Source organism: Microbulbifer mixtoriginis (SeqCode) (assembly GCF_052468275.1).
Window position 1 is genome coordinate 3,710,015 of sequence record NZ_CP174341.1, and the last position, 24,167, is coordinate 3,734,181.

The 24,167-nt window shown below is 45.4% G+C and carries 18 protein-coding genes; 9 read left to right on the top strand and 9 right to left on the bottom strand.

Translation table 11 applies throughout. The features are described 5' to 3' along the window. Positions 1 to 35 precede the first annotated feature (35 nt). A complete protein-coding gene (locus ACJJIC_RS16295; RefSeq protein ID WP_445357421.1) occupies positions 36 to 1,418 on the bottom strand; it encodes an MFS transporter in 1,383 nt (460 codons plus the stop codon). Between the two features lie 250 nt (positions 1,419 to 1,668). On the opposite strand from ACJJIC_RS16295, the gene ACJJIC_RS16300 reads away from it, so the two are divergent. Further along, the gene (locus ACJJIC_RS16300) at positions 1,669 to 2,181 is read left to right on the top strand and encodes a DUF4174 domain-containing protein (protein WP_444884423.1); all 513 of its coding nucleotides are present in this window, start codon (positions 1,669 to 1,671) and stop codon (positions 2,179 to 2,181) included. 228 nt (positions 2,182 to 2,409) lie between these two features. Here ACJJIC_RS16300 and ACJJIC_RS16305 read toward each other — a convergent pair whose 3' ends face one another. After that, positions 2,410 to 3,648, bottom strand: coding sequence for an alkylhydroperoxidase-related (seleno)protein (locus ACJJIC_RS16305; protein ID WP_445357422.1), 1,239 nt, complete (start codon positions 3,646 to 3,648; stop codon positions 2,410 to 2,412). Positions 3,649 to 3,892: 244 nt separating this feature from the next. Here ACJJIC_RS16305 and ACJJIC_RS16310 point away from each other — a divergent pair, with 244 nt between their 5' ends. Then, entirely contained in the window at positions 3,893 to 4,534 is a 642-nt protein-coding gene (locus tag ACJJIC_RS16310) for an NAD-dependent epimerase/dehydratase family protein (protein WP_445357423.1), read from the top strand. Between the two features lie 277 nt (positions 4,535 to 4,811). Continuing rightward, positions 4,812 to 5,396: an exopolysaccharide biosynthesis protein gene (locus ACJJIC_RS16315; RefSeq protein ID WP_444886578.1), complete on the top strand. Its 585-nt coding sequence runs from the start codon at positions 4,812 to 4,814 to the stop codon at positions 5,394 to 5,396. Positions 5,397 to 5,428: 32 nt separating this feature from the next. On the opposite strand, the gene ACJJIC_RS16320 is transcribed toward ACJJIC_RS16315, so the two are convergent. From ACJJIC_RS16320 to ACJJIC_RS16330, 3 genes are all read right to left on the bottom strand, one after another. Then, positions 5,429 to 6,028 carry a CPBP family intramembrane glutamic endopeptidase gene (locus ACJJIC_RS16320; protein WP_445357424.1) on the bottom strand — a complete coding sequence of 200 codons (600 nt, stop codon included), beginning with the start codon at positions 6,026 to 6,028 and terminating at the stop codon, positions 5,429 to 5,431. 94 nt (positions 6,029 to 6,122) lie between these two features. After that, the gene (locus tag ACJJIC_RS16325; protein WP_445357425.1) at positions 6,123 to 6,644 is read right to left on the bottom strand and encodes a GDYXXLXY domain-containing protein; all 522 of its coding nucleotides are present in this window, start codon (positions 6,642 to 6,644) and stop codon (positions 6,123 to 6,125) included. Then, the gene (locus ACJJIC_RS16330) at positions 6,641 to 7,957 is read right to left on the bottom strand and encodes a DUF2157 domain-containing protein (RefSeq protein ID WP_444909236.1); all 1,317 of its coding nucleotides are present in this window, start codon (positions 7,955 to 7,957) and stop codon (positions 6,641 to 6,643) included. The genes ACJJIC_RS16325 and ACJJIC_RS16330 overlap by 4 nt, the downstream gene beginning before the upstream one ends. A gap of 246 nt (positions 7,958 to 8,203) precedes the next feature. On the opposite strand from ACJJIC_RS16330, the gene ahpC (ACJJIC_RS16335) reads away from it, so the two are divergent. Beyond that, on the top strand, positions 8,204 to 8,770 hold the full coding sequence (gene ahpC / locus ACJJIC_RS16335; protein ID WP_444884416.1) for an alkyl hydroperoxide reductase subunit C: 567 nt from the start codon (positions 8,204 to 8,206) through the stop codon (positions 8,768 to 8,770). 173 nt (positions 8,771 to 8,943) lie between these two features. Here ahpC (ACJJIC_RS16335) and ACJJIC_RS16340 read toward each other — a convergent pair whose 3' ends face one another. Further along, a complete protein-coding gene (locus ACJJIC_RS16340; protein WP_445357426.1) occupies positions 8,944 to 9,996 on the bottom strand; it encodes a Gfo/Idh/MocA family protein in 1,053 nt (350 codons plus the stop codon). Between the two features lie 348 nt (positions 9,997 to 10,344). Here ACJJIC_RS16340 and ACJJIC_RS16345 point away from each other — a divergent pair, with 348 nt between their 5' ends. After that, on the top strand, positions 10,345 to 11,028 hold the full coding sequence (locus ACJJIC_RS16345) for a glutathione S-transferase N-terminal domain-containing protein (protein ID WP_445357427.1): 684 nt from the start codon (positions 10,345 to 10,347) through the stop codon (positions 11,026 to 11,028). A 312-nt stretch (positions 11,029 to 11,340) separates the two neighbouring features. Here ACJJIC_RS16345 and ACJJIC_RS16350 read toward each other — a convergent pair whose 3' ends face one another. From ACJJIC_RS16350 to ACJJIC_RS16360, 3 genes are all read right to left on the bottom strand, one after another. Next, a complete protein-coding gene (locus ACJJIC_RS16350) occupies positions 11,341 to 12,915 on the bottom strand; it encodes an ATP-binding cassette domain-containing protein (protein WP_445357428.1) in 1,575 nt (524 codons plus the stop codon). Between the two features lie 562 nt (positions 12,916 to 13,477). Further along, positions 13,478 to 14,674, bottom strand: coding sequence for an MFS transporter (locus tag ACJJIC_RS16355; protein ID WP_445357429.1), 1,197 nt, complete (start codon positions 14,672 to 14,674; stop codon positions 13,478 to 13,480). After that, a complete protein-coding gene (locus tag ACJJIC_RS16360; RefSeq protein ID WP_445357430.1) occupies positions 14,671 to 18,027 on the bottom strand; it encodes a Gfo/Idh/MocA family oxidoreductase in 3,357 nt (1,118 codons plus the stop codon). The genes ACJJIC_RS16355 and ACJJIC_RS16360 overlap by 4 nt, the downstream gene beginning before the upstream one ends. Before the next feature lie 298 nt (positions 18,028 to 18,325). Here ACJJIC_RS16360 and ahpC (ACJJIC_RS16365) point away from each other — a divergent pair, with 298 nt between their 5' ends. The 4 genes from ahpC (ACJJIC_RS16365) (at position 18,326) to ACJJIC_RS16380 (ending at position 23,393) form a co-directional block, all read left to right on the top strand. Next, positions 18,326 to 18,892, top strand: a complete 567-nt coding sequence (gene ahpC, locus ACJJIC_RS16365; RefSeq protein ID WP_445357431.1) for an alkyl hydroperoxide reductase subunit C — start codon at positions 18,326 to 18,328, stop codon at positions 18,890 to 18,892. 77 nt (positions 18,893 to 18,969) lie between these two features. Next, positions 18,970 to 20,520, top strand: a complete 1,551-nt coding sequence (ahpF, locus tag ACJJIC_RS16370; protein ID WP_445357432.1) for an alkyl hydroperoxide reductase subunit F — start codon at positions 18,970 to 18,972, stop codon at positions 20,518 to 20,520. A gap of 406 nt (positions 20,521 to 20,926) precedes the next feature. Continuing rightward, complete coding sequence (locus tag ACJJIC_RS16375; protein WP_445357433.1) at positions 20,927 to 21,100, top strand: acetyl-CoA hydrolase/transferase C-terminal domain-containing protein; 174 nt, start codon at positions 20,927 to 20,929, stop codon at positions 21,098 to 21,100. 745 nt (positions 21,101 to 21,845) lie between these two features. After that, entirely contained in the window at positions 21,846 to 23,393 is a 1,548-nt protein-coding gene (locus tag ACJJIC_RS16380) for a lytic polysaccharide monooxygenase (protein WP_445357434.1), read from the top strand. The last annotated feature ends 774 nt before the right edge of the window (positions 23,394 to 24,167 follow it).

Here is a 24,167-nt window from a genome sequence, read left to right on the forward strand (position 1 = left end):
CTTCACTTTCATCACCTGGTCTTGCACTTCAGTGACTACCCGCCTTCCCGCTCTGGAATTCTAGGAGCGCTCATAAACATGAACGCAACAACAAAGCCCACAAAAGCAAAGCAGGCGTTAACCTCAAATGCCAAGCTAATACCCGATGTGATATCTGGAGAGAAACCCAATATTGCCGCATTTACACCAAGCCCTACCGCTCCACCGGTAATTTTGAGCATATAGATAATGGCACTGGCTAAACTAGCGCGGTTGGGATTTACAACCGCAATAACCATTGTGGTTGTCGAGGGGTTAAACAGCCCCAGGCCAGCGCCTAATATAATCAGCCCTAAGATGTAGTTATACCCTTCTCCCAACCTGGACAAGTAAAACATCCCCAGGCTCATGCCCAAAATTCCAACACATACCAATATTTTCCCTCCGGTACGCAAATATAATTTACCTGCAATAAAGGACATTATGCCAAAAGCGACCATCATGGGTACCAGTGACAAGCCGGACTGAATAGTAGAGAAACCCCGCACATTGGTTAAGTATTGTGGCAAATACAGGATCACGGAAAAAAAAGTTACGGAGGTAAAAAGGGTAACAGCTCCTGCGGCAAAGAATCGCTTATTCTTAATGATATCCTGAGGTATCAGGGCGAAATCTCGCTCTTTTGTTTCAATCAGTACAAAAGCAATCGTAAACAGAAGAGAGGAGGTTAATAACCCCACTACCAAGGGATTCATAAAGCCATTTTCAGAAGCGAAATTTAAGGCCAAGAGAAAACTTAACAAAGAACCCGTAAGGGTCAAAACCCCAAAATAGTCAATTTTTTCGTTTGGGTCATAAGGTGTATCTATCGGGATATATTTCCAGCACATATAGACCGCCGCAGTAGCGATGGGCAAGTTGAAAAAGAATAGCCAGCGCCAACTCAGTAGATCTGCCAACACTCCCCCCACTACTGGCCCCAGGGTATTGGCAAGTCCGCAGATGGCCATAATTAATCCGCCGGTTTCCCCAGCGCGTTCTTCTGGCATAAGGTTGTAAGCCATCCCCAGAATTGATGGCCACATTAAGGCGGCCCCAATACCCATTGCAGCCCTGGCGGCCAACAGCATTGGAACATTTACAGCTAGCCCTCCGAGTAGGGAAAAGATAAGGAATATACACGCACCAATGATGAAGGTACGGCGCCGCCCAATAATGTCGGCAATACGGCCACCGGTAACAACCATTACCCCAAAAACCAGCCCATAGCCATTAATTACCCACTGTGAAGTGGTAATATTCATATTCATCTCCCTTTCTATTGCGGGAATCGCCGGGGAGAATGCACTGATATCAATGGCAATGATAAATAGGGCAACATAAATGGCTAATAGGCCTAAACGGTTTGACTGCTGGGTAGGCTCCTGCATATGTGCCATAAATGGTACCAGCTTCAGAAACTCCAATTTGATTGTTAGGCCAGGGGAGTTCGACCACACCATGCAATACGCTAATCTATCGCAGACTCGATTTTTTATCCTAAAACCTGATTACAAAAACCGGTAAGCTTGAAAGGGTCACCCAAAACCGTTTCTTTTGGAGTGCCACAAAGGGTACTACTTAAGCTTAGTTGAGTTTACTCAGCTAAACTCCAATGTATTTAGCAATCTAAATAGCAGAGTTGTGATAATGCGTATACTATTTTTCTTGCTATTACTTATTCAATCCTTACAGCTTGCCGCTGAAGAAACAGCTATAAGTAACCTTAAAGATTTTCAATGGAAAAATCGTATTTTACTGCTAGCAAACCCACCAAAGCCCCCTGAAACCCTAGAGTCACTGCTCAAGCTGGGGCCACAATTTGCTGAGAGGCAACTTATTTGGTTTTTATTTTCAGGTGACAAAATTGAAACCAATTATGCAGGAAAAATTACTGGGGATTTTGGTAAAAATATTCGCGATGAATATTTCAAGGGAAATAGTGAACAAGTTGTGCTAATTGGCAAGGATGGCAGAGAAAAATATCGTACAGTTACCTTTTCCCCTGTAGAAATTTTTCAGCGCATAGACCGTATGCCTATGCGCAAGCAGGAGATGCAGGGCAGCCATCAGCCCAGTGAAGTACTTTTGGGTAAATGTACTGTATCTGTTGGTTCATTAAATTTTGCACCAAGATTGACCAGAAGGTTTTGCCAGGAATGATTACACTCAATTTCTCCGTGGTGCACCTTGCTTTATATTTACTGCACCAAACCTTGAGAGGACCTTTGAACCCACTATTGAAGCGGGTCCATCAAGATCCACACTATACCGATAACGATTATAACGGTAGGCGACTCATCCTCATTGGCATATGGGCTTTTTAGCCCACCATATGCATTTTATCAATTGAATCTGGCTCACTATTCCAAAGGGAGAGTAGCTTGCTACTTAAGCCCTATCCCTGGCTCTTTTCCCCACCATTTTAAACAAAATCGGGCGAACCTTGGCAAATAGCCACCCCAACGCCTTACCCCCGGCCGTCGTCTCACTTGCCTGGGAATATGTATCCAGCGCCAGTTGACTTTGTGCCTGCTGACTTAACAGATCCACTTCTTTATCCAGCTCTATTCCTGTGGCGCTGGCAATACGATTCATACGCTGGAAACTGCCTATTAGCGCGGCCGTATCCGCCAGTGCAGAATCACCATGCTCCTTGGATAACTTCTCCCTGGCGAGGACAAGTTGCTGATTATCATCCCCCATAGCAGCGTCCACAAAACCAATAAGCTCCGCATACTCCCCGGAGATTCCCCCATTACCAGGTCTATTATTTTCACTAGCTGCCGCTCTTTCCGAAGTGAGCAAGTTGGTGATATCTTGCTGCTTACCCTGCACCTCTCCGCTTACTTGCAGCAACATTGCGTGAGATGCCGAACAATAGAAACACTCGTTATTCATCGACACCCTGGTAGCGACTAACTCAATTTCTATACGAGATAGCGCACGATCGTGACTCTCACCTACCTGCATGACCTCAGAGGGTAAAAAGTAATAACGATTCTCCATATAGCGCTGACAACGCACCGCCTCTGGTACCAAACTCAAAGCTCTAAGCACATTAGTGGGCTTGGGCACATCCCTATATAAATCTTGCTCCTCCTCTGCACACTGGCCCTTGCCGATCATTGGCACCCAGGCTGCGCCCTCTTCCAGGCCTTCGGGAATATATTGCGATGGCGATTCATTCACTAAAGTTTTAATTTCTGGTAATGCCTCCAAAGGTAAACCCAGTGCCCGATGGAAGGTATCCACATTCATGACAAATACAACTACAGCGACCAACTCCACATACTGTCCCTTAGAGATTTCTGAGGGTACTATTCTTTTAAACCACTCTTCACTTAAGCGGGAGGAGTCTGTCACTATACGGTGAACTGTATCGACAATAACTTCAGAAAGTTCCGAATTAGATTCATGCCGCCCCTCCACCTGATAAGGTGAAAGCGCTTTCTTCCGCTCTCGGCAAAATGCACATTCATGTGCTGCACGCACCTCTCTGGCAATGACAAGGTGCTGCTGGGCAGACCACCAATTACCGGCCTCCCCAATAAACTGCCAGGCTTTTAAATTTGCCTCACGTAGACCTTCACGAATAGGCAACTTCTGTTTCGAGTAATCAAATAGCATTGTTCAATCCGACTCCCTAAAAGGGTTGATACCTTCACCAACAATGACGAAGGAGATTAATATGTAATAAGCAAACATTTCTACATTTATTTTTAGAATTAATTTTTTAAATAAGTCGCCCATTTATTTAAAAAAATAGTCGGAAAATTTACAGCGGAGAAAGGGACCAATACACTTGACAACCCCATCCCTAAATAGTGGATCATCAGCTAATTGGCAAATGTATGAATCGGAAATCTTTATAATGAAGGCAATTATTATCGGTGCAACGGGACTCATTGGCAGTGAACTGGTTGAACTGTTGGCAAAGGAATCCGCTATCGATGAGATAATCACTCTTACCCGCCGAAATGTCCCTATTCGCCACCCCAAGGTACGCAATGAAATTGTGGACTTTGAACATCTGACGGACTATGCAGACTTATTCCGTGGTGACTTGCTTTTTTCCTGCCTTGGCACTACCAAAAAACAAGCAGGCAGCCTGGAGCAACAACATAAGGTGGATGTGGAGTATCAATACCAGGCGGCAAAGCTTGCTGCGGATAATGGGGTGTCGCATTACCTGCTCGTATCCTCTAGCGGTGCCAATACCAAAAGTGGCAATGCCTACTTGCAAATGAAGGGGGAACTTGAACAGGAAATTTTATCTTTGCCCTTTGCCCGAACCAGTATCTTTCGCCCTTCCCTACTTTTAGGTGAGCGGGGTGATTCCCGTCCAGCAGAGAAAATTGGCGCCATATTATTACCCTGGATCTGCCGACTCCCCGGACTACAGCGTTATCGCCCAATCGAGGGTGCTCAGGTAGCGGCAAAGATGGTGAGAGAGAGCCTTAAAGAGGGCAAAGGCCAAGAAACCTTCACTCTGGATGAATTGTTTTCCAACTAGCGCCTTTTTGGGCTGGCGCTTGAGGCTTTGGCGGCACAGACTATCTCTATAGGATTCCCTTTGCGGTGAACGCCATGCTGTTGTTTGTGCACTATTTATCTAGACTGCTCCTGTCTTTAGCCCCCTCCCTGCTGCTTATCTACGTAGCCTATCACCGGCATAAGCGCCAGTATGGAAGATCCCAGATGGAAGATCCCAGATGGAAGATCCCGGATGGAAGATCCCGACTCACCGTTCTTGTCCGATCAATCAGTAATGGGCATTGAAGCCTAAGCCTATGCCCCAGGAATTTACCGGCCTATGCCAGCTGCTGGAACACATAGAAGCCAGCTGCCAGCATACTGAACGGGTCTCCCTAGAGTTGGTAATAGATGCTGTAGGGCTCGGTTCTTATGCGCCCTTTCTGCTGGTGGTGGGATTGATTCTATTTTCCCCCCTAAGCGGCGTACCCGGCATATCTACCTCCATGGCAGCATTACTCCTACTAGTGGCCATTCAGTTGTTACTGGGGCGCAAACATGTATGGCTGCCCCAGTGGCTATTAAACCGTTCGATTTCCAAGAAGAAGCTCACCCGAGCATTGCACTGGTTGAGGCGACCGGCAGAGTTTGCCGATCGCTGGATGCAGCCACGCCTGCATTTTCTGGTAAAGCGCAGTGGCACCTATGCTATTGCCACTACTTGCTCACTTATCGCCCTGACAATGCCGCTGATGGAACTGGTGCCCTTTTCGGCCACTACAGCGGGCTTCGCCCTCACTATTTTTGGGCTGGCCTTGGTGGCTCACGATGGCCTGCTAGCGCTGATCGGCTTTACCATGACCGCCCTACTAACCCTACTACTAGCGCATACCCTGCTGTAAGGCTGACGCACTCAACCACTGAAATGCGCTTGTTACTTGGCCAGCCACCGATCCGCACCCAGTACTTTCGGGTAATAGGCAAGTGTGGCCAGGGCAAAAAAATCGTAGAGGGCATGCCAGACAACCACCCCCAATAGGCTGCCGCTGGCTTGGTAGACAAAACCAAGGATTAGGCCAAATGCAAAAATTAACAGCACATAGATCAACGAAGCCCAGTGAAGGAGGGCAAAAACGAAAGAAGCTCCGAGTAACCCCAGCAGCGGGGAGCTCAGTTGCGACAGCCAGGTTTGCAGAAAGCCACGAAATAACAACTCCTCACAAACACCTGCGGCAAGAGACAACAGTACCACCTGGGCCAACGGCATTTTGCAGAAAATTGGCGCCAGCTGGGCACAGTACCAACGCAGTGTACGCCCCACGCGATGATGGGCGCGGGCCAATGCCACAACCACAGCAAAGCTTAACAGTGCGCCCAAGACTCCCCAGGCAACAGAACTCCACGGGTCGCCTCTTGCTGGTGATAGCGTCACATCGGAAAGCCAAAGTCCGATCACTGCCAACAACAGGCAAGCCCCCTGCACCCACATCATGGTGCTGAAGATATTTATCTGGCGCCTTTTTCCCTGTGACATAGATTCTGACTCCATTCATTAGAGCTGTTTTTTTCCCTCGACTCTTGGCCCAATACAGCCTCGCGTTACAACTCCAGAGCATAAAGTGAGTGACTCAGCCGCCCCCTATTACACTCTTGAGGCTCACCTGGCCACTAGGCGCCACCATAAGCTCGGCAATCCCACCATCGCGTAATTCCCGCTCCAACTGCAGGGCCTTTTCTTTGGGGGCAAAGTAGGCCTCTATACCGTACTTGATGCGGTAAAATTGCTCTGCACTCCAGGGATTAGCACCGACAATCCGCCCCTTAATAAATATCCCCTCGATCGGTTTTTCCAGGCTCGCCGCAGAAAATTCATAAAGCCCTGAGGGGGATTTTTTCAAGGAGACATACACCACCTCCCCCTCTCGTATAGGGCGCTCTCCCGTTAAGGCTGACTTGGCAATACGGGAAAAGTCGTAATTCAAGCGCGCATAGTTGCCGCGAAACAGGGAGCGGGGGTCTACCGGTATCGTTTTTACCCGGATTGGCTCTCCAGTCCAAAGCGGCACCTGTGCCTTTACATACATGCCTACCAGAATCAAAAACTGTGCAGCTATCGCCATACCCAAGGCAAAAGTCAGTCCCTTTTTCATTGTGCTCCCTCCCTGCCCTGGTGGTACTTCCAGTACTTAGCGGCGCCCAATAACAGGCCCGCAAATAAAATAAAGATCAGCGAAGCCCCCAGGTAATCACCGATCAGATCGATATAACGCAGCAATGCAGTGATCAGTATCGACATCACCCCAAGGAAGAAATAATGGGAAATACCATCGTGAATACCCCGGTAAATTAACCAGCTACCACAGCCAATAAGGGCGAAATTGGTAGCCACTTGCAAATACATCGCCAAGTCTTGGTTATCACTGCTGCTGACAGTGATGAGGGCACCAATAAAGAACACATAGAGCAAACCACTCGATATCAAGCGCCTGGCCGGCAGTGCCAACAGCAGAGTAACATTGGCCATCGCGGCCACCACCAGCCACATAGACAACCGGTGTTGCCAATCGGCCTCGATCAACGCCTCCCAAGGCTGTGCGAAGCTGAATACCAACAGGCTGGCCAGGGCAAAACGCAGACACCACACCGAGATCACCGCAGCGTAGTCCTTGGCCACCGGCGAAGCCCTCAGCGCCAGCCAATGACTAAAGGTATACAGCAGAATAAACAGGGAGACCGCCACCGCCAGATTCTCTGAATAAAATTCCAGCCCCGCGCCCAGCTGCTCGCCACGCCAGAATTCCGATAGCGAGAATTCGATCCAGAAGCCGATGCTCACCACAAGCAGCAGCATAAGAATGGTGCTCGCTCGCCCGCGTAAAAGTACATAGAGAGATAGCGCTATAAAGAGCGGGAAGAGCGCCGGGTAATAGCCCATGCTCACCTGTAAAAAGAACCACAGCAGTGCCAGCACATTAGCCTGAATGGCCAGCCAAGGGCTGCGGGTAATCAAGGCAAATGGTAAACAACCCAGTGCCCACCAAAAGATTCCATCGGGCATATGCTCACCCAGATGGTAGATTTGTGCGATCAGGATTATCGCGGCACCAAAAAAGAAGTTCCCCAGCAGAAAGAGCCCTTCGCCGGCACGGCGGCCCCCTGTGCAATAAGCTCGCAAGGCAACACACTGAGTGACCAGCGTGAGCGCAATCAAACCGCCCATACGCGCAGCACGGGGAATTTCCTCCCAGTTGGCGCCAATCAGGGTGATCAGTGCGAGTGCGATAAATAGATAAGCGAGCCCCACTAACACGTTGTAGCCCAGTGAGCGCTGCCGGGCACTGCGATAATCTACCTGGTAGCGGGCGCAGATTAGCTCTGCCTGTGCCTCGCTAATCACCCCGTCATCGACCCAATCCTCGGCTTCACGCGCCAAGTCATATTTCAATAAGCGTATCAATCGCATACCACTGTCCTGCGGCCAAATATCCATTGCGGCGCTGTTCAGCGCCCGCTGTAAGTCTTTGGAGTATCTCTGATGTCGTCTCCATCCACAATCTAACAACCAAGCCGGTCAAGCCCCAGGACAGCAAAATAGCGACAAGCTATCTGACACATTTAAATTGTTAATTTTTATCAAAATGAAACCATCAATAGTATTAAGCCCATAGAAATTACTGACACAACGCGGTATTCACTTAAGGAGTTACCCATGTCCCGTTACATCGAATCCGAGCTTAAACCCTTCAACGCCAAAGCCTACCAAAATGGCGAGTTTCACGACGTCAGCGATGCCGATGTCAAAGGCAAGTGGGCGGTATTCTTCTTTTACCCCGCCGACTTCACCTTTGTTTGCCCCACCGAGCTGGGCGATCTGGCCGACAACTATGAAGAGTTCAAGAAGTTGGGAGTGGAGATTTACTCCGTATCCACCGATACCCACTTCACCCATAAAGCGTGGCACGATTCCTCTGAAACCATCGGTAAGATCCAGTACCCGATGATTGGTGATCCCACCGGCACTATCACCCGCAACTTCGGCGTAATGATTGAGGAAGAAGGTATCGCAGACCGCGGCACCTTTGTGATCGACCCGGAAGGCCGTATTCAGATCGTTGAGATCACTGCAGGTGGTATTGGCCGCGACGCCAACGAATTGCTACGTAAAATCAAAGCCGCCCAGTACGTTGCCGAACACCCCGGTGAGGTATGCCCGGCCAAGTGGAAGGAAGGCGAGGAAACCTTAGCCCCGTCTCTCGACCTGGTAGGTAAGATTTAAGTTTTCCCAAGCCCTCACAGGATTGGAACTGGCTTTGCCCACTCTTTGGTGGGCATTGTCATTTATAAATTTTGACAAACTGATCCGAACAAATTCAATAGAGTAAGCATTACCACTGATTTCTTTTCAGAAAAAGCTCACCTGATCATCACAAATTTGAATGCAGTAAGAATCTATTTCTCCCTACTTTTGATGATACGATCGCACTCGGATAATAACTGAATAGCCAATAATGATTCATCCATAGGAGCTTGAGGGCATTCAGTGCGTCCTGCAGCAAGACAGCGTTGTACAGCGGCAGCCTCATAAATCAGCCCTTCAGAGCATGGAAAGATAAATTTTCCGGGAATACTAGGCAGACGAAAGTCCTGTGTTTCAATAGTATTATCAGGATTTCGGCGACTCCCGCCATACTTAATTACCGAAACACACGTTGGAGTATGTGCTGGAGAGTGCAACTTAATTCTACCCTCCGACCCATAAATATCGGTTTCCTCCGCACCTTCATATAAAATACTCCATTCTGAGATTGCGGATAAAGATCCTTCAAAACGAGCGTACAGCATACCTGCGGCAACTTGCCCAAAACCATAACCATCAATTATTCCTGCGCACACAGTCTCTTTAATATTTTCTCCACAAATCATTAAAGATTGATGAACAGGATAGACACCGGCATCGAAGATACCCCCTGTTCTCCAGGTTGGTGACTCCAAGCCTTCATCACTCTTCATATCAAAACTAAAATCCGCCCTAACTTGTTGAACCTCTCCAATTTCACCTTTTTTAATTAATTCCCGACAGTATTCAACTGCAGGAAAGAAGCGCATCCACATAGCCTCACTACAAAAAAGATCTTTATCGCTAGCCAAAATTTTAATTTTAACAATATCATCTACTGAAAGGGCGATTGGCTTTTCGATGAATACATGCTTTCCGGCATTTAGGGCAAGTAAAGCATGCTCAGCATGAAACTCTGTTGTTGTTGCTATATAAACAATATCTACAAGAGGGTCATTTAATAAGTGGGCATAATCCCCATAATATCTTTTAGCCCCATGCGATGTTGCAAATGCCTGCGCACGACTAATATCTCGTGCTGCAACTGCATAGAGTTGGGCTGACTCAAGAAAATTTAGCACCAAGGCAAAGTCATTTGCAATTTTCCCACAACCTATAAAACCCCACCTATACACCCGATCATTTCTCACTGGTAAATTATCCATAGGCATTACAACCATACCCGACTCGGATGTATATAGGCCCACTGGGTTAATCTCCAATAAGTTGTTAAACACCAGTGTAATGAAAAAAGTTAGGTTTACCGCCAAATAAACGCTGCGGAGTTATAAATTGAACCAATCAAACATTTTGACCGACTAGTCATCTGCGATCTGGAAAAGTGACAATTATCCAAACCCCCTAATGAATTTTGAAATAGTACAACTTACTGAACGTCTTTTTCCTATAATGGCAAGTAATAGATATAGCAATATTTCATTAACCGAGATATCAAATCGAAGACAATAAGCTTGCCTCTATTACTACACCTTACTAAATGTAATCAAACCATCATGTACCAGCTATTTATTGCCAATAAAAACTACTCTTCATGGTCTTTAAGAGTTTGGCTCTTAATGAAGGAGATGTGTATACCGTTCGAGGAAAAAATGATCACTTTTGAGGGTGGGGATAGTTGGAAAAAATTTTCCAGTTTCTCACCTAGCGGAAAACTGCCTTGCCTGAAAGATAACAATCTCTTAATCTGGGATTCTCTTTCAATTACAGAGTATCTAGCCGAAAAAATCTCTCTCATCTGGCCAATGAATAGGTCTGCCAGAGCTTGGGCGCGCAGTATTTCAGCAGAAATGCACTCAGACTTTGAATTCTTCAATAGCAAATCGCTAAGCTGCGCGACAGAAGTTAACACCCCAGTAATACCAGATAATCTTAGTAAAGCGCTCACCCGAATTGATGATCTGGTGCAGGAAGGACTTGGAAATTTTGGTGGCCCTTTCCTTGCCGGCGAAAAGTTTACCGCCGCAGATGCATTCTACTCTCCAACAATCATTAAAATAAATAACTACAACTTATCAGTTAGCACAGAGACAAACCAATATTTCAACAAGATATTGGCTTTACCAAATTTAAAGGAATGGATAGGTCAGGCCATACAGGAACCATGGAAAGTTTCAGAATATGAAGAAATGGAAAAGGATATTGGGAGGATAATAAGAGACAAGAGAGGACAAGGATAAACTATAGATATCCCACTTCCAGCTAAACCCAATTTAAACTAAGGCTTCATAGGGTTGAACAACAGATGTGTTGTAGATCTTACAGAGAGCTAACCAGGCTAAGCCCCCTGTCCCCCCCCGAAAGATTAGCCAATCCAAGACTTGGAATTATGGTGAAAACCCACCCCAAAGCCTCTCGATAATAGCAAATGTCCAGAGATTATTGATAAAAAATACAAAGTAACCTAGCTATTATCATGATTAACTATATAGATTGCCACCTGTGACACACTACCTACAAACACCCCTTACCTACCAAACGATAAAGATTCTTCAATCCAAATTGAGCTGACTATCTACACCTATAGCATTAATAAAACTCAGATCATGTGAGACCAATAAGACAGCACCAGAAAAATCCATAATGGCATTTACTAATAGCTGGCGGGAATCCAGATCCAAGTGATTATCTGGCTCGTCTAGCAGTATGAGGTCTGTGGCAATGGTGCCTCGCGTAACGGCAAGTAGTGCCACTTTTAGTTGCTCCCCTCCACTTAGGAGCCTGAGAGGCAGCAGCGGCGCATCTCCCCTTAGCCGCAAACTACCTAGCATGGTACGCCATTCAGATTCTTTTCTACCGGGGTGAAGATAGAAAAGATTCTCTAAGGCGGATAACTCTTTATTGAGAAAACTGAAGTCCTGGTCTAAATAACACAAACTTCCACGAGTTTGGCAGACGCCACTTAGAGCTTTTAGCTGACCAGCTATGACCTTTAGCAGAGTGGATTTTCCACTACCATTGCCACCCGCTATCCTCCAACGTTCCCCCTTGCGGAGTGTTAAAGATATAGGCTTATCATGAGAACCATATGGGAGCTGCAAATTTTCAAGATGTAATTGTATTGACTTGCGAGAATCACACTTAGTGAGGGATAGCTTTTGCGGTCTTAGTCTCTGTGACTCAATTACTGTTATTTTACTTATTTCCTCTCTTTTTTTCTCTAACTGTAACTGGCGCTGCTCTAACTTTCGCTTTAATTTTCCAAGACCTTTCCCTGCGCGATCTTTTTGTGAGTCCATAAGACTCTTACTTTGAGAGCTCCGCTTGCCTTTTCCCTGCCGTTGTCTAGTAGCGAAATTATGCAGACTTTTCTGCCTGACATTATTTAGTTGGTTGAACTCTTTTCGATTATCCTCTGCCCTTTGGAGCAGGGCTGCTTGCTCTGATTCTTTTTGTTGCATATACGCACTGTATGCGCCGCCATAGGTTTTCAATCCTCGCTGATATATCTCTATTATTTGTCGGACATTTTCCAGCAGCTCTACATCATGACTGGCGACCAGTGCCCCTCCTGCATGATTTAAGATTTTCTCTTGCAGCCACTCCCGCCCACTCTGATCAAGATGATTGCTAGGCTCATCTAGCAGTAAGTAGTCACTTGAGAGAGAAAATGCATAGGCAAGGCTTAACTTGGCTCTCTGACCACCACTCAATCGTTCTATCGGCGTATCCAATGGCACATTGATTTTTGCTTCCTCTAGCTGGCGCTGCCAAGTAAGAGGCAGATGCCAATAGTCCGCAACGGATATCAGGTCATCCTCTGATGCATGCCCTCGCTCTACCCGTAAAAAAACTTCATACAAATGGCCATCTGCAAGACAATCTACGATCCGCAAATCAAGTCGGGGATTAAGCTGTTTCACCAGATGATGGCGTCTTCTCCAAGAGACCTTACCACCAGTAACGGAAGCTTGACCGTGAAGAACACTTAGTAGTGTGGATTTCCCGCTGCCATTAGGTGCAACTAATCCAGTGATTCCAATAGGTAATTCCAAGCTTACTTTATGGAAAATCGGGGTGTCCCCAAATATCAGGGAGATGTTTTCAAGAGTACAAATAGCTGTCATATGCCCTCCGATCATAGGACCGTGCGGCGTATTTCTGCTATCAGCCAAGATAGGTGTTTGAGGAAGATACGCCACCTGCAAAGGATTGATTAGGTCCGCAGCGATAGAGTGCGAACTTAGTTCCAGTTATGCGCAGGGCTTAATTCATCGGCGTAAATGACTCCGGACAAGATATTAGATTAGTATTTCCCAAGGCGTGGGCATCTATTAAAGGCGCTTAGCGTAATTAATATGTCAATATATTTCAAGCACTATTTGCAAACCAATCAACTTAGATGATACCTACTATCCTAGCGGTTAGAGTAACCTAACATGCTTCTCCATCGAGACTTGGTACTGAACATTGCGCCACCAATCCGACCATCTAGTAGCTTTCTAAGTCTCAACTTGTAGGAAGGGGGTACCTTAGCAACCCGCCAGCATTTTTGCTCAAACCACTCTCTTATAGTCAGACTGATTCAGCTGTAAGTGAATGGTTAGGATTAAACAACCCTACACATTGAGAATTTCAACGGGTTAACTTTCTTTCTGAGCCATAAAGGTAATATGGATTATCAAGAGCTTACCGAGACTTTACCAACCTCTCAATAAAAGCTATCAATGAGCAAAATACAATTCCCGCCAGAAGAAATACTGGAACTATATAGATAGCAGTTTGTATACCATAATTCTCATCCAGCCAGCCTACTAAGGCATGGGCAAATATCAAAAACACGCCACCCATTCCAAGAGAAAATGAAACAGTAAACGGTGGATTTCTTGAACTACGTGTTAACCACTCCATCGTATAGGGAAAAAGGTAAGATAGAGTTAGACCACATACAGGCAACCACAAAGGATTAACCCAATAACCAAGAAGAAATACAACAGCTGTTGATACAAAAGAAATTATCAACCAAATAAATGCACTACCCCTTAGAAGGATAAAGGTAAAAAATATTCTTCCAATACACAGCAGGCCAAAAAAAATTGAAAGTAAAACATCTGCCTCAACAGCCCATGGACCACCCCTTGCATCAAGAAATAACACAAGTCGACTAGCAAGAATGTGTTCAGATCCATTATATGCAGAAACAATTAACCCACCCCCAATTGCAATCCACCATTCTTTTGGCTCTTTATCTCGCTTACTGTTTTCTCGATAAGCACTGGGATCAATGTCCCCACCTCCCGTTTGATACCTTCCTTTTCTCCTGAATAAGCCGACACAAATATATAGAAGAATGACAGCAGCAAGTACGCCAAATAAATAGAACCCCCCCTCCCAATCAAAATGATACTTATAGGATAATGCAGGTATTAAGGGAGATAGTATCGATGCAACTCCATAGGTGCTATGCAACCCACAATATCCTTGACGCGCGAGATCTTGAGGAACAAAAAGAGGGATTGCTACATTAATCAGTACCATACAGCCCCCTGCTCCCATTCCAAAAATAAAACTGCCTAAAATAAGAGTGGGAAAGGAATGATAATAACCAGAAACTCCCGATAGTATTGAGCCAACCCCCATAAAAGCGACAAACAACCCCAAACCCGATATCACTCTAACTCTCTTTACCCATAAAGATCCTGATAGAGTCATTAATAAGGCAGAAAAAGTAGACAAAAAGAAAAAGGTAGAACCCTTAGAAGGGGTTACAGAAAAGTAATCCAAGATTTGAGGATAAATTGGCGCTTTATAAACCTCTATAAAACCTAGAAGAAATAGCGCCCCATAACAGGATAACAATCCAAACCAATAGATCTTTTGCTTCACGCAGCTCTTCTTTTAATATAGTGATCGCACTCTACAACCATCTGAATCGCTCGCACGGAGTCTGCTAGAGGAAGCTCCGGGCACTCAATTAAACCTTTCTCCAAACATTGCTGCACAATCCGAGCCTCGTAGTATAGCCCCTCAGAGTTGGGATAATTAAATTTACCCCTAATTCTCGGCAGCGGGAATTCATACATCTTAGAAACATTATTCGATCTTCTATCACCTGAAATTCTAATTGTTGAAATCTTTGTTGGACAATGCGCCGGCGTAAAAACTTTTATCCTGCCTTCAGTTCCATAGATCTCCAACTCTTCTGCTCCCTCCACCAGGTGACTCCAAGAAACAACTGCAGTAGATCCAGAATTAAAGTGGGCATAAATCAGTCCGGCTCCATCTTCCTTAAATCCATGATCATCAAGTACCCCAGAGAACTCCAGGTCTGATGTATCCCTACCCAGCATCATCAACGCTGCATGTATTGGATATACCCCGGCATCCAAACCTGCCCCAACTTTCCATTTAGGAGATTGAAGCCCTTCGTCCATGAGTAAATCAAAACTCAAATCAGCCCGTAGCTGACAAACATCCCCAATGCCACCGGAAGTTATAATGCTTCTGCAGTGTTGTATAGCTGGAAAGAATCTCATCCACATACCTTCCATGCAAAAAAGCCGCTTTTTATTGGCAAGATCCTTAATCTTTTGGGCATCTTCGACGGTCAGCGCTATAGGTTTTTCAATCAGTACCGGCTTCCCTGCCCTTAAAGCCAATTCAGCATGCTGTCGATGCAACTCGGGAATAGTCGCAATATAGACAATATCGACTTCTGGGTCAGAAACTAATTCCTGGTAATCTCCATATGCTCGACAGACTCCATGCTTACCTGCAAAATCTTTAGCCCGCCCAAAGTCCCTAGAAGCCACAGCATGAATTTCTGCAGATTCCAGATAATTGATCACTATGGCAAAATCATTCGCAATCCTTCCACAACCAATAAACCCCCAACGTAGCTTTTGGGGAGAGACCCTCTCTGGAGTATAAACATTCGCTATTTCTACGTCCTCAATCAGCCCCTCTTCATCTTCTATAGTATCGGGATCTAATACGAGTTCAGGGTGGTAGTAAAGCCTCTCTTGCAGGCTATTCCAGGCACCCTCAAGATGTTTACCCTTTATTTTGTTCACCCATATGCACCTTCCGAGAGGTGCAGGTAGAGGCGCGCGTAACGTTCCTGAACGGTGGATTGAAATCTGTTTAATTGCCGTTTTGTATACATCCAGACTCAGCCCCTTCACACTAGCGGAAAGTCCCAGATTCACGTAAATGTCAAACAGCAATTTAACTTCTGCCTTAGATATCAATCCCATCTGTTCAGCAACCAGTGAAGTAAATAGGCAATCAATACCCACAGCTTCACCATGCATCAACCTAAAAGCCTCATCACGTTCCAACCATCGAGATAGCGTATGTCCAAAGTCCATTGGCCTAGATAAGTTCTCCTCTTTTAAATCTCCCGCAATACTGTCAAGCATTGCATCGATACAATTTATTAATAATTTATAGGATGCTTCTCCCGGGAGCCCATCAGGTCCCAGAAATTTATTTTCTAATAATGATGCACCTTGGGCTGACAATGTATCGAGTACGTTTCTATTAAATACCACGCCAACCTTGATCATTTCACCAATCGCGCTTTTCAGCACTCGCTGTGGATTAGTTTTTAAGAAGGTTGGATCAATTATTGTGTGCAAAGGGCTGTGGAAAGCACCTATCCCATTTTTGATGTTGTGGTTTACACTAACCTTAATACCGATAGATGAGTCAATCATGCCCATTAGAGTGGTTGGGATACGTATCCAGGGCGTATTACGTCGCCATACCGCACTGACAAACCCTATTGTATCCGTTACCGCTCCCCCCCCGATAGCTACAATTGGCTCCCTATAACGAAGAGGGTTGACCTTCCATATTTCATCAATCATTTTTAAAAGACTGTCAATATTTTTTGACTGCTCACCGCCCTTCATAACAATTGGAATAAATTTAACCCCAACAGACTTTTCCCACGCAATGATAGATTTTTCATACAAACCCCAAACCTTGTCATCAACACAACAAATAATTCTGTTCTTTGGGGGCCTTAAGAGCTCAATAAGAAACCGATTGCCGAGGTCAAACAACCCGTGGTGATACCAGATTCTCTGATTTGTAGGGGCCTGACAAATAGTGTCTGAAACTTGGACAATAGGGTGATGGTTTTCGTCTGCTCGCACTTGAGCCTTGATACTAGGCTCAATCAATGTGGCTAACTCAAGTACACTGCATGCATGATTTAACCGCGGTAGCCGCTGGTATTTTTCATTATCATCATCCAAGATAGATTCAATGAAAAGCCTCTTCAAATCACGATAATCTTGTTCAAATAAATAGCAATACCATATAGCCCCCTTTTCCTTTCTTGTAAGTTCAAGCGCGCGATCAAGCCTATCCGGCATAGCTTGTCGAATGAAAATCGGCCTGCCCCTGAGCCCTTTCCGCATCACTATACAGTTTTCTACACCTTCACAACGGGTAGCCAGAAAGGAGAAACTGATTCCCAAATTGGTTTTTAAAGTAAAAGATAGCTTTTTGAAATCCTCAATATCACCAAATTGCTTCTGTGCCGTCTCATCCTGATTCACCACTACATCCACAATGTTGTGGGGGGCTAGATTCCACTTTGCGACACAAAGCTCAAGCTCATGGCAGCATTGGTTAAGTAACATACCTTCGGCATTTTGCCTGAAGATGCTTTCCAAATTAGCTTCTGGATGTGGATTGTGATGTATAAATCCCACACTTCTAGACTTTAACTGCCATTGTTCATTAATTCTCTCAGCTTCGCTGACGTAGCTGGCGATATGCTTCTGATAGCCTATAACAACATTTACATGCTCCTCACCAGCACGTCTCTCCATGTCACGCAATTTTTCCAGTGAGTCGGCGCCAGGTTTTTCCAAGTAGATATTTCTATACCCCTTGCCTACTACAAAATCAAAAATTCTTTTCGTTGATTGAGTTCTAACTGAAATCAACACCAAACTTTTATGGGAAAGATTTGCCTTAGGTAATTGTTCTAAAGAGGAATAGAGTTTGAAGTCACCAAATTGATCTTTGAGCCTTGCCATCTCCTCATGAAATGCCATCCCTTTTTTGGAAGACGAAACAGCAGCAGACAGCCAGTGCTGCTCAACGATGGCATCTACGACGACATTAGGCATACTCATCAACTGAGAAAGATGCAGCCATCCGATTGACTCCCCTGGCAAGCCAACACCAATCACGATGACATGCACCACATTTTGGTTCATAGGGGCGATCTCATATCAAATCTAAGCCATCCAGGCTCACATGAATCCGAGTTACTTCTTTAACTCATTGCTAACGTCCTCCCATTTAGACTCCAAGTCTTTTCTGTTCATGAGCCTGTAACGACAAGGCTACATCAGCCAACTGGCGCCTTCCCCTCCCCTATAAACCAATGATCGATAGGGAAAATTTATTAGAAATATTTATATTGATAATTTTTATTAAACAAAATGAATCGATAGTATTAATGCCGTTCCAAAGACAAAGACTGAATAGAAAGTGATGAATAAGGAGTTATCCATGTCACGTTACATCGAATCCCAACTAAAGCCCTTTAACGCTAAGGCCTACCAGAATGGCGACTTCTTCGATATGAGCGACGCCGACGTAAAGGGCAAGTGGGCGGTGTTCTTCTTCTATCCCGCAGACTTCACCTTTGTGTGCCCCACGGAGCTGGGTGATCTGGCGGACAACTACGAAGAGTTCAAAAAGCTGGGTGTGGAGATCTACTCCGTATCTACCGATACCCACTTCACCCACAAGGCCTGGCACGACTCTTCTGACACCATCGGTAAAATTCAATACCCCATGATTGGCGACCCTACCGGCACCATCACTCGTAACTTCGGTGTAATGATCGAAGAAGAAGGCATTGCCGATCGCAGCACCTTTGTCATCGACCCGGAAGGTCGTATCCAGATTGTGGAGATCACAGCCGGCGGAATAGGCCGCGATGCCAGTGAGCTGTTGCGCAAGATCAAAGCGGCCCAATACATCGCCGCTCACCCTGGAGAAGTCTGCCCTGCTAAGTGGAAGGAAGGTGAAGAAACCTTAGCACCCTCCCTCGATCTGGTAGGCAAGATATAAACCCAATACCTCTGACCCGGCCCATCTAGATGATGGGCAACAACCAAGCCTGAATTTGTTAGAGAAAGGATACACCGATGTTGGACGCAAACCTGAAAAAACAACTGGACACTTACCTGCAGAATATCGTCAAACCGATCGAGATTCGTGTGTCCACAGATAACAGCGAAAAATCGAAAGAGCTGGAAACCCTGGTAGATCAAATCTCCGAGCTCTCCAATAAAATTACTGCACAACAGGGCCAGGCCAAGCGCACACCAAGCATGGCTATCGCCCCTGCTGGAGAGGAACCCCGCGTAAGCTTTGCCGGTATTCCCCTGGGCCACGAATTTACCTCATTGGTTCTGGCACTCCTGCAAGCGGGTGGCCACCCATCCAAGGCAGACCCGCAGCTACTGGAGCAAGTACGTAATCTGGAAGGTGAATTTCACTTTGAAACCTATATTTCTCTCTCCTGCCAAAATTGCCCAGATGTCGTACAGGCACTGAACCTGATGGCCACCCTCAACCCGAACATTACCCACGAGATGATCGATGGAGGGTTATTCCAGCAGGAAGTAGAGCAACGCAATGTAATGGCGGTACCTGCGGTCTACTTAAACGGCGAACACTTTGGCCAAGGCAGAATGTCCCTTGAGGAGATTATTGGCAAACTGGATACAGGTACCGCAAAACGCAAAGCTGAAAAACTGAATGACAAGGCTCCTTACGACCTACTAGTCATTGGTGGCGGACCTGCCGGCGCAGCAGCTGCCATCTACGCTGCGCGTAAAGGTATTCGCACCGGGCTAGTAGCCGAACGTTTCGGCGGCCAGGTGATGGATACTGTAGGTATCGAGAACTTTATCTCCGTACCTTATACAGAGGGCCCGAAGCTAGCAGCCAGCCTGGAACAGCACGTTAAAGAATACGGTGTAGATATTATTACTGACCAACGTGCAGCAAATTTACAGCGCAATGAACTGGTAGATATAGAACTAAAGAGCGGTGCCACTCTATCCAGTCGCTCTGTGGTGCTGGCCACTGGTGCAAGATGGAGAGAGCTTGGTGTACCTGGCGAAGCGGAATACCGTACCAAGGGCGTTGCCTACTGCCCCCATTGTGATGGGCCCTTCTTTAAAGGTAAGCACGTAGCGGTTATTGGCGGCGGTAACTCTGGTATTGAAGCGGCTATTGATCTTGCTGGAATTGTCGAACATGTCACCGTACTGGAGTTCGCTGACTCATTGCGTGCCGATGAAGTACTGGTGCGCAAGGCACAACAAATGGACAACATCGACATTATCCTCAATGCACAAACTACCGAAGTATTGGGGGATGGTAACAAAGTCAATGGCCTTGCCTACACCGATCGCAAATCGGGAGAGAGTAAAAAGCTCGACCTTGCAGGAGTCTTTGTGCAAATCGGACTAGTGCCAAATACAGAATTCCTCAAAGAGAGTGATGTCGTAATGAATCGTATGGGTGAAATTCAAATCGATGAGCGCGGCGCAACTTCCATTCCAGGCGTCTACGCTGCCGGCGATGCCACTACTGCTCCCTACAAGCAAATTGTGATCTCAATGGGCGCAGGGGCCACAGCGGCACTGGGAGCGTTTGACTACTTAATTCGGTCTTCTGTGGAATAAAGACTGGAATATCAAACGGCCGGTCATTGACCGGCCACTCACTCAATCTTCACCTTCTATTTCTCCACGCCACGCCGCTATAAGGGCTTTACTGCCAAGTTCAATAACAATCTCTTTTACTTACCTTTTCGTAAAACAAATAGCCTACTGCCTATTGAATGGTTCACAAGCTCATAGTGACATCAGCAACTTCCTCATGGATACGTACAAATCGGTGTACATACAAGCAATTTGAGGCATTCCAACAGACAGACTGCTTTTACATTCCAGAATGAAAAATTGACAACTTGATCTCGGTTGGTCCCTTTATTGGGATCGATTTCAATGGGCTGGTTAACGTCAAATTTCTTGATCATCAATTCCAGGTGTTGATGGTCAGCTGGATTTTATAAAAAAATATTAGCAAGTGGCTCTACCATTTAAAGAGGGAAGCGTTTCAAAAATTGAGCCTCGATTAAATACAATCTCAACAGACTCGAGACGTGATGTTGACTACATTGTTACAGAATATGGCTACTGTCAATCAATGGGAAAATCCACGACTGACCACACACACGCACTGACCACACACACGCACTGACCAACATTGCTCACCTAAGCTTTAGAGAGGACCTGTTCAAGTGGGCAGAGAACACAACTTCAAATAAACCACCAAATAAGTGCCCTAAATAAAATTCCCACAGTGCCTTTAACTCCAAGCAATTTACCTGAAGCCCCTCAAGCAAACTGAAAGCGTGTTATGCCAAAATCGTCACAGTGTGGCCCTGTGGTCATTGAACCACGATGTTTGCAATAAAAAGAAATGACCATACAGACTCTCCAGTTTTGTTACCCATCCCGGCCACTAAAACCAAACGTTCACTAAGCCACATATAAATCCGCTAAAGGGAAAAAAACCAGAGGTTTTCCCCTTAACATCGTATTTTGACTTTATTTAGCTGAGATATCGGGATCAAAAAGGACATATCTAGACCAAAATAGCAAAGCTGGTCATAGGCAATTTAGCCTGAAAGAGAAACCAAGAAGTTAGATTTTACCCTGCCAACGGGAACCCACATCCAAACCGAATGTCTGTTTGAGTGGTGTAACTGAATAAACACAAATATTAATTCGAAATTTTTTCACATTTTTTACGTAATAAAAAACTCAACCTTCGTCACAGTTCACACTGGATTTTAAATTTAGAGTGTCACCTAGATTTTTTCGACATCATCTAAAGGAACACTCTACAAACAGATTTTTATTACAAGAATTCAACCACCGTGAAGCACTCTTATTCACGAAGTTAACGGACTCACAAAAATAGAGATACCAGGAGTAAATCCATGCTACTAAGAACAAAATGTGCCATTGCCACATTACTACTAATGCCTTTCAGCTTGCAGGTTCAATCTCACGGCTGGTCTGAATACCCAAAGGCGAGGCAAAAAATATGCTATGACCAAGGGAATGTCTGGTCAGGAACTCCCCCAAATCCTGGCTGTGCATTAGCAAAAACCATCTCTGGATCTTATCCATTTCAGCAACACAATGAATTTTCCATCAACATTCCTGACTACAATAATTTTTCGGCCGTAAAAGCAGCCATTCCAGATGGAACACTCTGCTATGCCAATGACCCACAAAAAAAGGGCATGGGTGCAGCTACAGACACTTGGAGCCGAGTTGAAGTTAACGCTGGAACCTTTGAATACGTATTCAATGCAACCGCACCGCACAACCCCTCTTTTTGGCAGTTTTATCTAACCAAACCCAACGCTGACCTTTCAAAGCCTCTCGCCTGGGATGACTTGGAGCTTATTCAGGAAGTGGGCGATGTGCCAGTTGTGAATAGCCAGTATCGAATGAATGTTACGATCCCTCAAGACAGGGTAGGCAATGCGATTTTATTTGTACGCTGGCAACGAGTAGATGCAGCTGGGGAAGGTTTCTACAACTGTAGTGATATCACCATTGTAAATGGTGATGTTCAACCGCCTACCGAACCTGATCCGGGTACAACAGAGCCATACCTTATTCAAGGCAACACCTTTATCCCGCAGGATATTAATATCGATTCAGTAGCTGTAGGGGATACTGTCAATTATACGGTCTTAAATAAAAATGGTGAGGAACACTCATCGTTTTCATTAGCAATTACTGAGGACAATAAAAATGATTGGGATAGACTGCTAGCATCTCAAGTTACTGGCTGGTATCAATCCAATCACAATGGAAATGTCTTTATCGGTCGCTGGCATGAGGAAATGAACCATTACATGTATTTCCAAGGCGACTTGCATGGCAACTATTTTAACTCTAAAGATGCACGCGCTTCAGGCCAGTTCAGCATCACAAGTAATGGCAGTGAATTGATTGCGTCTATTACGCCCAAGGTGTTAAAGCCTCTCGACATAGCCAAGGTCGAGCACGGTGAATTACTGGTGCTCTCTACAGGAGAAAGCACAGGAAACATCACAGATACCCAATGGTCACAAGTGAGTGGCAGCCCAGTGGAAACAGCAGCCGGGCCGAGTGGTGCATTGGTTATTGACACTTCAAGTTTAACCAATGCCCGACACGAGTTGAGTTTTAAGTTAACCGTAAGTAGTAGTTCTGCCAATGATGACGAGGTCTACTCCTTTGTCGTTGAACCCTCGACACCCACAGATCCTACAGATCCTACAGATCCTACAGATCCTACAGATCCTACAGATCCTACAGATCCTACAGATCCTACAGATCCTACAGATCCCACTATTCAAACCTGGGACAGTAACCAAATCTACACTGCTGGGGACACGGTAAGCCATAATGGTAAAACATGGACTGCCGGATGGTGGACCAGGGGTGAAGAGCCAGGCACAACCGGGCAATGGGGTGTTTGGCGCTAAGTAACCAATCAATAATTTATCTCACAGGCTTCGGGGGTTTATGGCAATAAGCCCCCGTTTTTTACATACCAAGAATTTAAAAACTCGATTAAACCTACGAAGGCACTGACAAAATTTTTTATACAGCCCACCTGAAAGCCCTCTCAAATCTGGTTTATGATATTTCACGGTCGCCTTACATCGCTACAATTTATAAGCTGAATTTCTAACCATAAGCAAAACCATAATCACCAAAATAAACCAACAATTTTCTAGATTATATTCCACCGCTCACACAAACCTGATCAAACTTCTATTCCACATCACGCAAATACATGGTTGTTGAACCCATTCACGATCCCACGCAGAACACAATCAAAGCAAAGCATCACAATTCATTTCCCGTAAATTTAATTGACATTGCCAATATTTATTTTACGGAGAGAGTCAACTCTCTAGTGAGGAATCAAATAATATTAGAAATATGTTTCATAACTTGAAATCAGTTATTCTTACGATCGAATAGAATGATAAGAACAGCAGGTGCGAGTAGAATTAAGTCAGAATTAACAGACACTCAGTAGATTTTCTTGAGCCATATCTTCCCCCAACTAAAACGTGGCAAAGGTGGCCCCAACCTTATTGATAACTCTGTTTGCTTTTAAGATCTCTTGTGGATTTTGCACTTAGGGGCAAGATAAAAAAAAGAAACGACGCCTATTCGTACAACAAAGCTCCGAATTTGGAATCCTCTACGATACAGCCTGCCCGCTGTAAAATTGGCCTTATTTCCCC

Excerpts from the sequence above, each read along its gene's own strand:
- ahpF (WP_445357432.1), top strand. The coding sequence starts at position 18,970 with ATGTTGGACGCAAACCTGAAAAAACAACTGGACACTTACCTGCAGAAT.
- ahpC (WP_444884416.1), top strand. The coding sequence starts at position 8,204 with ATGTCCCGTTACATCGAATCCGAGCTTAAACCCTTCAACGCCAAAGCC.
- ACJJIC_RS16380 (WP_445357434.1), top strand. The coding sequence starts at position 21,846 with ATGCTACTAAGAACAAAATGTGCCATTGCCACATTACTACTAATGCCT.
- ACJJIC_RS16340 (WP_445357426.1), bottom strand. The coding sequence starts at position 9,996 with ATGGATAATTTACCAGTGAGAAATGATCGGGTGTATAGGTGGGGTTTT.
- ahpC (WP_445357431.1), top strand. The coding sequence starts at position 18,326 with ATGTCACGTTACATCGAATCCCAACTAAAGCCCTTTAACGCTAAGGCC.
- ACJJIC_RS16350 (WP_445357428.1), bottom strand. The coding sequence starts at position 12,915 with ATGACAGCTATTTGTACTCTTGAAAACATCTCCCTGATATTTGGGGAC.
- ACJJIC_RS16315 (WP_444886578.1), top strand. The coding sequence starts at position 4,812 with ATGCCCCAGGAATTTACCGGCCTATGCCAGCTGCTGGAACACATAGAA.
- ACJJIC_RS16305 (WP_445357422.1), bottom strand. The coding sequence starts at position 3,648 with ATGCTATTTGATTACTCGAAACAGAAGTTGCCTATTCGTGAAGGTCTA.
- ACJJIC_RS16300 (WP_444884423.1), top strand. The coding sequence starts at position 1,669 with ATGCGTATACTATTTTTCTTGCTATTACTTATTCAATCCTTACAGCTT.
- ACJJIC_RS16360 (WP_445357430.1), bottom strand. The coding sequence starts at position 18,027 with ATGAACCAAAATGTGGTGCATGTCATCGTGATTGGTGTTGGCTTGCCA.
- ACJJIC_RS16330 (WP_444909236.1), bottom strand. The coding sequence starts at position 7,957 with ATGCGATTGATACGCTTATTGAAATATGACTTGGCGCGTGAAGCCGAG.
- ACJJIC_RS16295 (WP_445357421.1), bottom strand. The coding sequence starts at position 1,418 with ATGGCACATATGCAGGAGCCTACCCAGCAGTCAAACCGTTTAGGCCTA.
- ACJJIC_RS16310 (WP_445357423.1), top strand. The coding sequence starts at position 3,893 with ATGAAGGCAATTATTATCGGTGCAACGGGACTCATTGGCAGTGAACTG.
- ACJJIC_RS16325 (WP_445357425.1), bottom strand. The coding sequence starts at position 6,644 with ATGAAAAAGGGACTGACTTTTGCCTTGGGTATGGCGATAGCTGCACAG.
- ACJJIC_RS16345 (WP_445357427.1), top strand. The coding sequence starts at position 10,345 with ATGTACCAGCTATTTATTGCCAATAAAAACTACTCTTCATGGTCTTTA.
- ACJJIC_RS16320 (WP_445357424.1), bottom strand. The coding sequence starts at position 6,028 with ATGTCACAGGGAAAAAGGCGCCAGATAAATATCTTCAGCACCATGATG.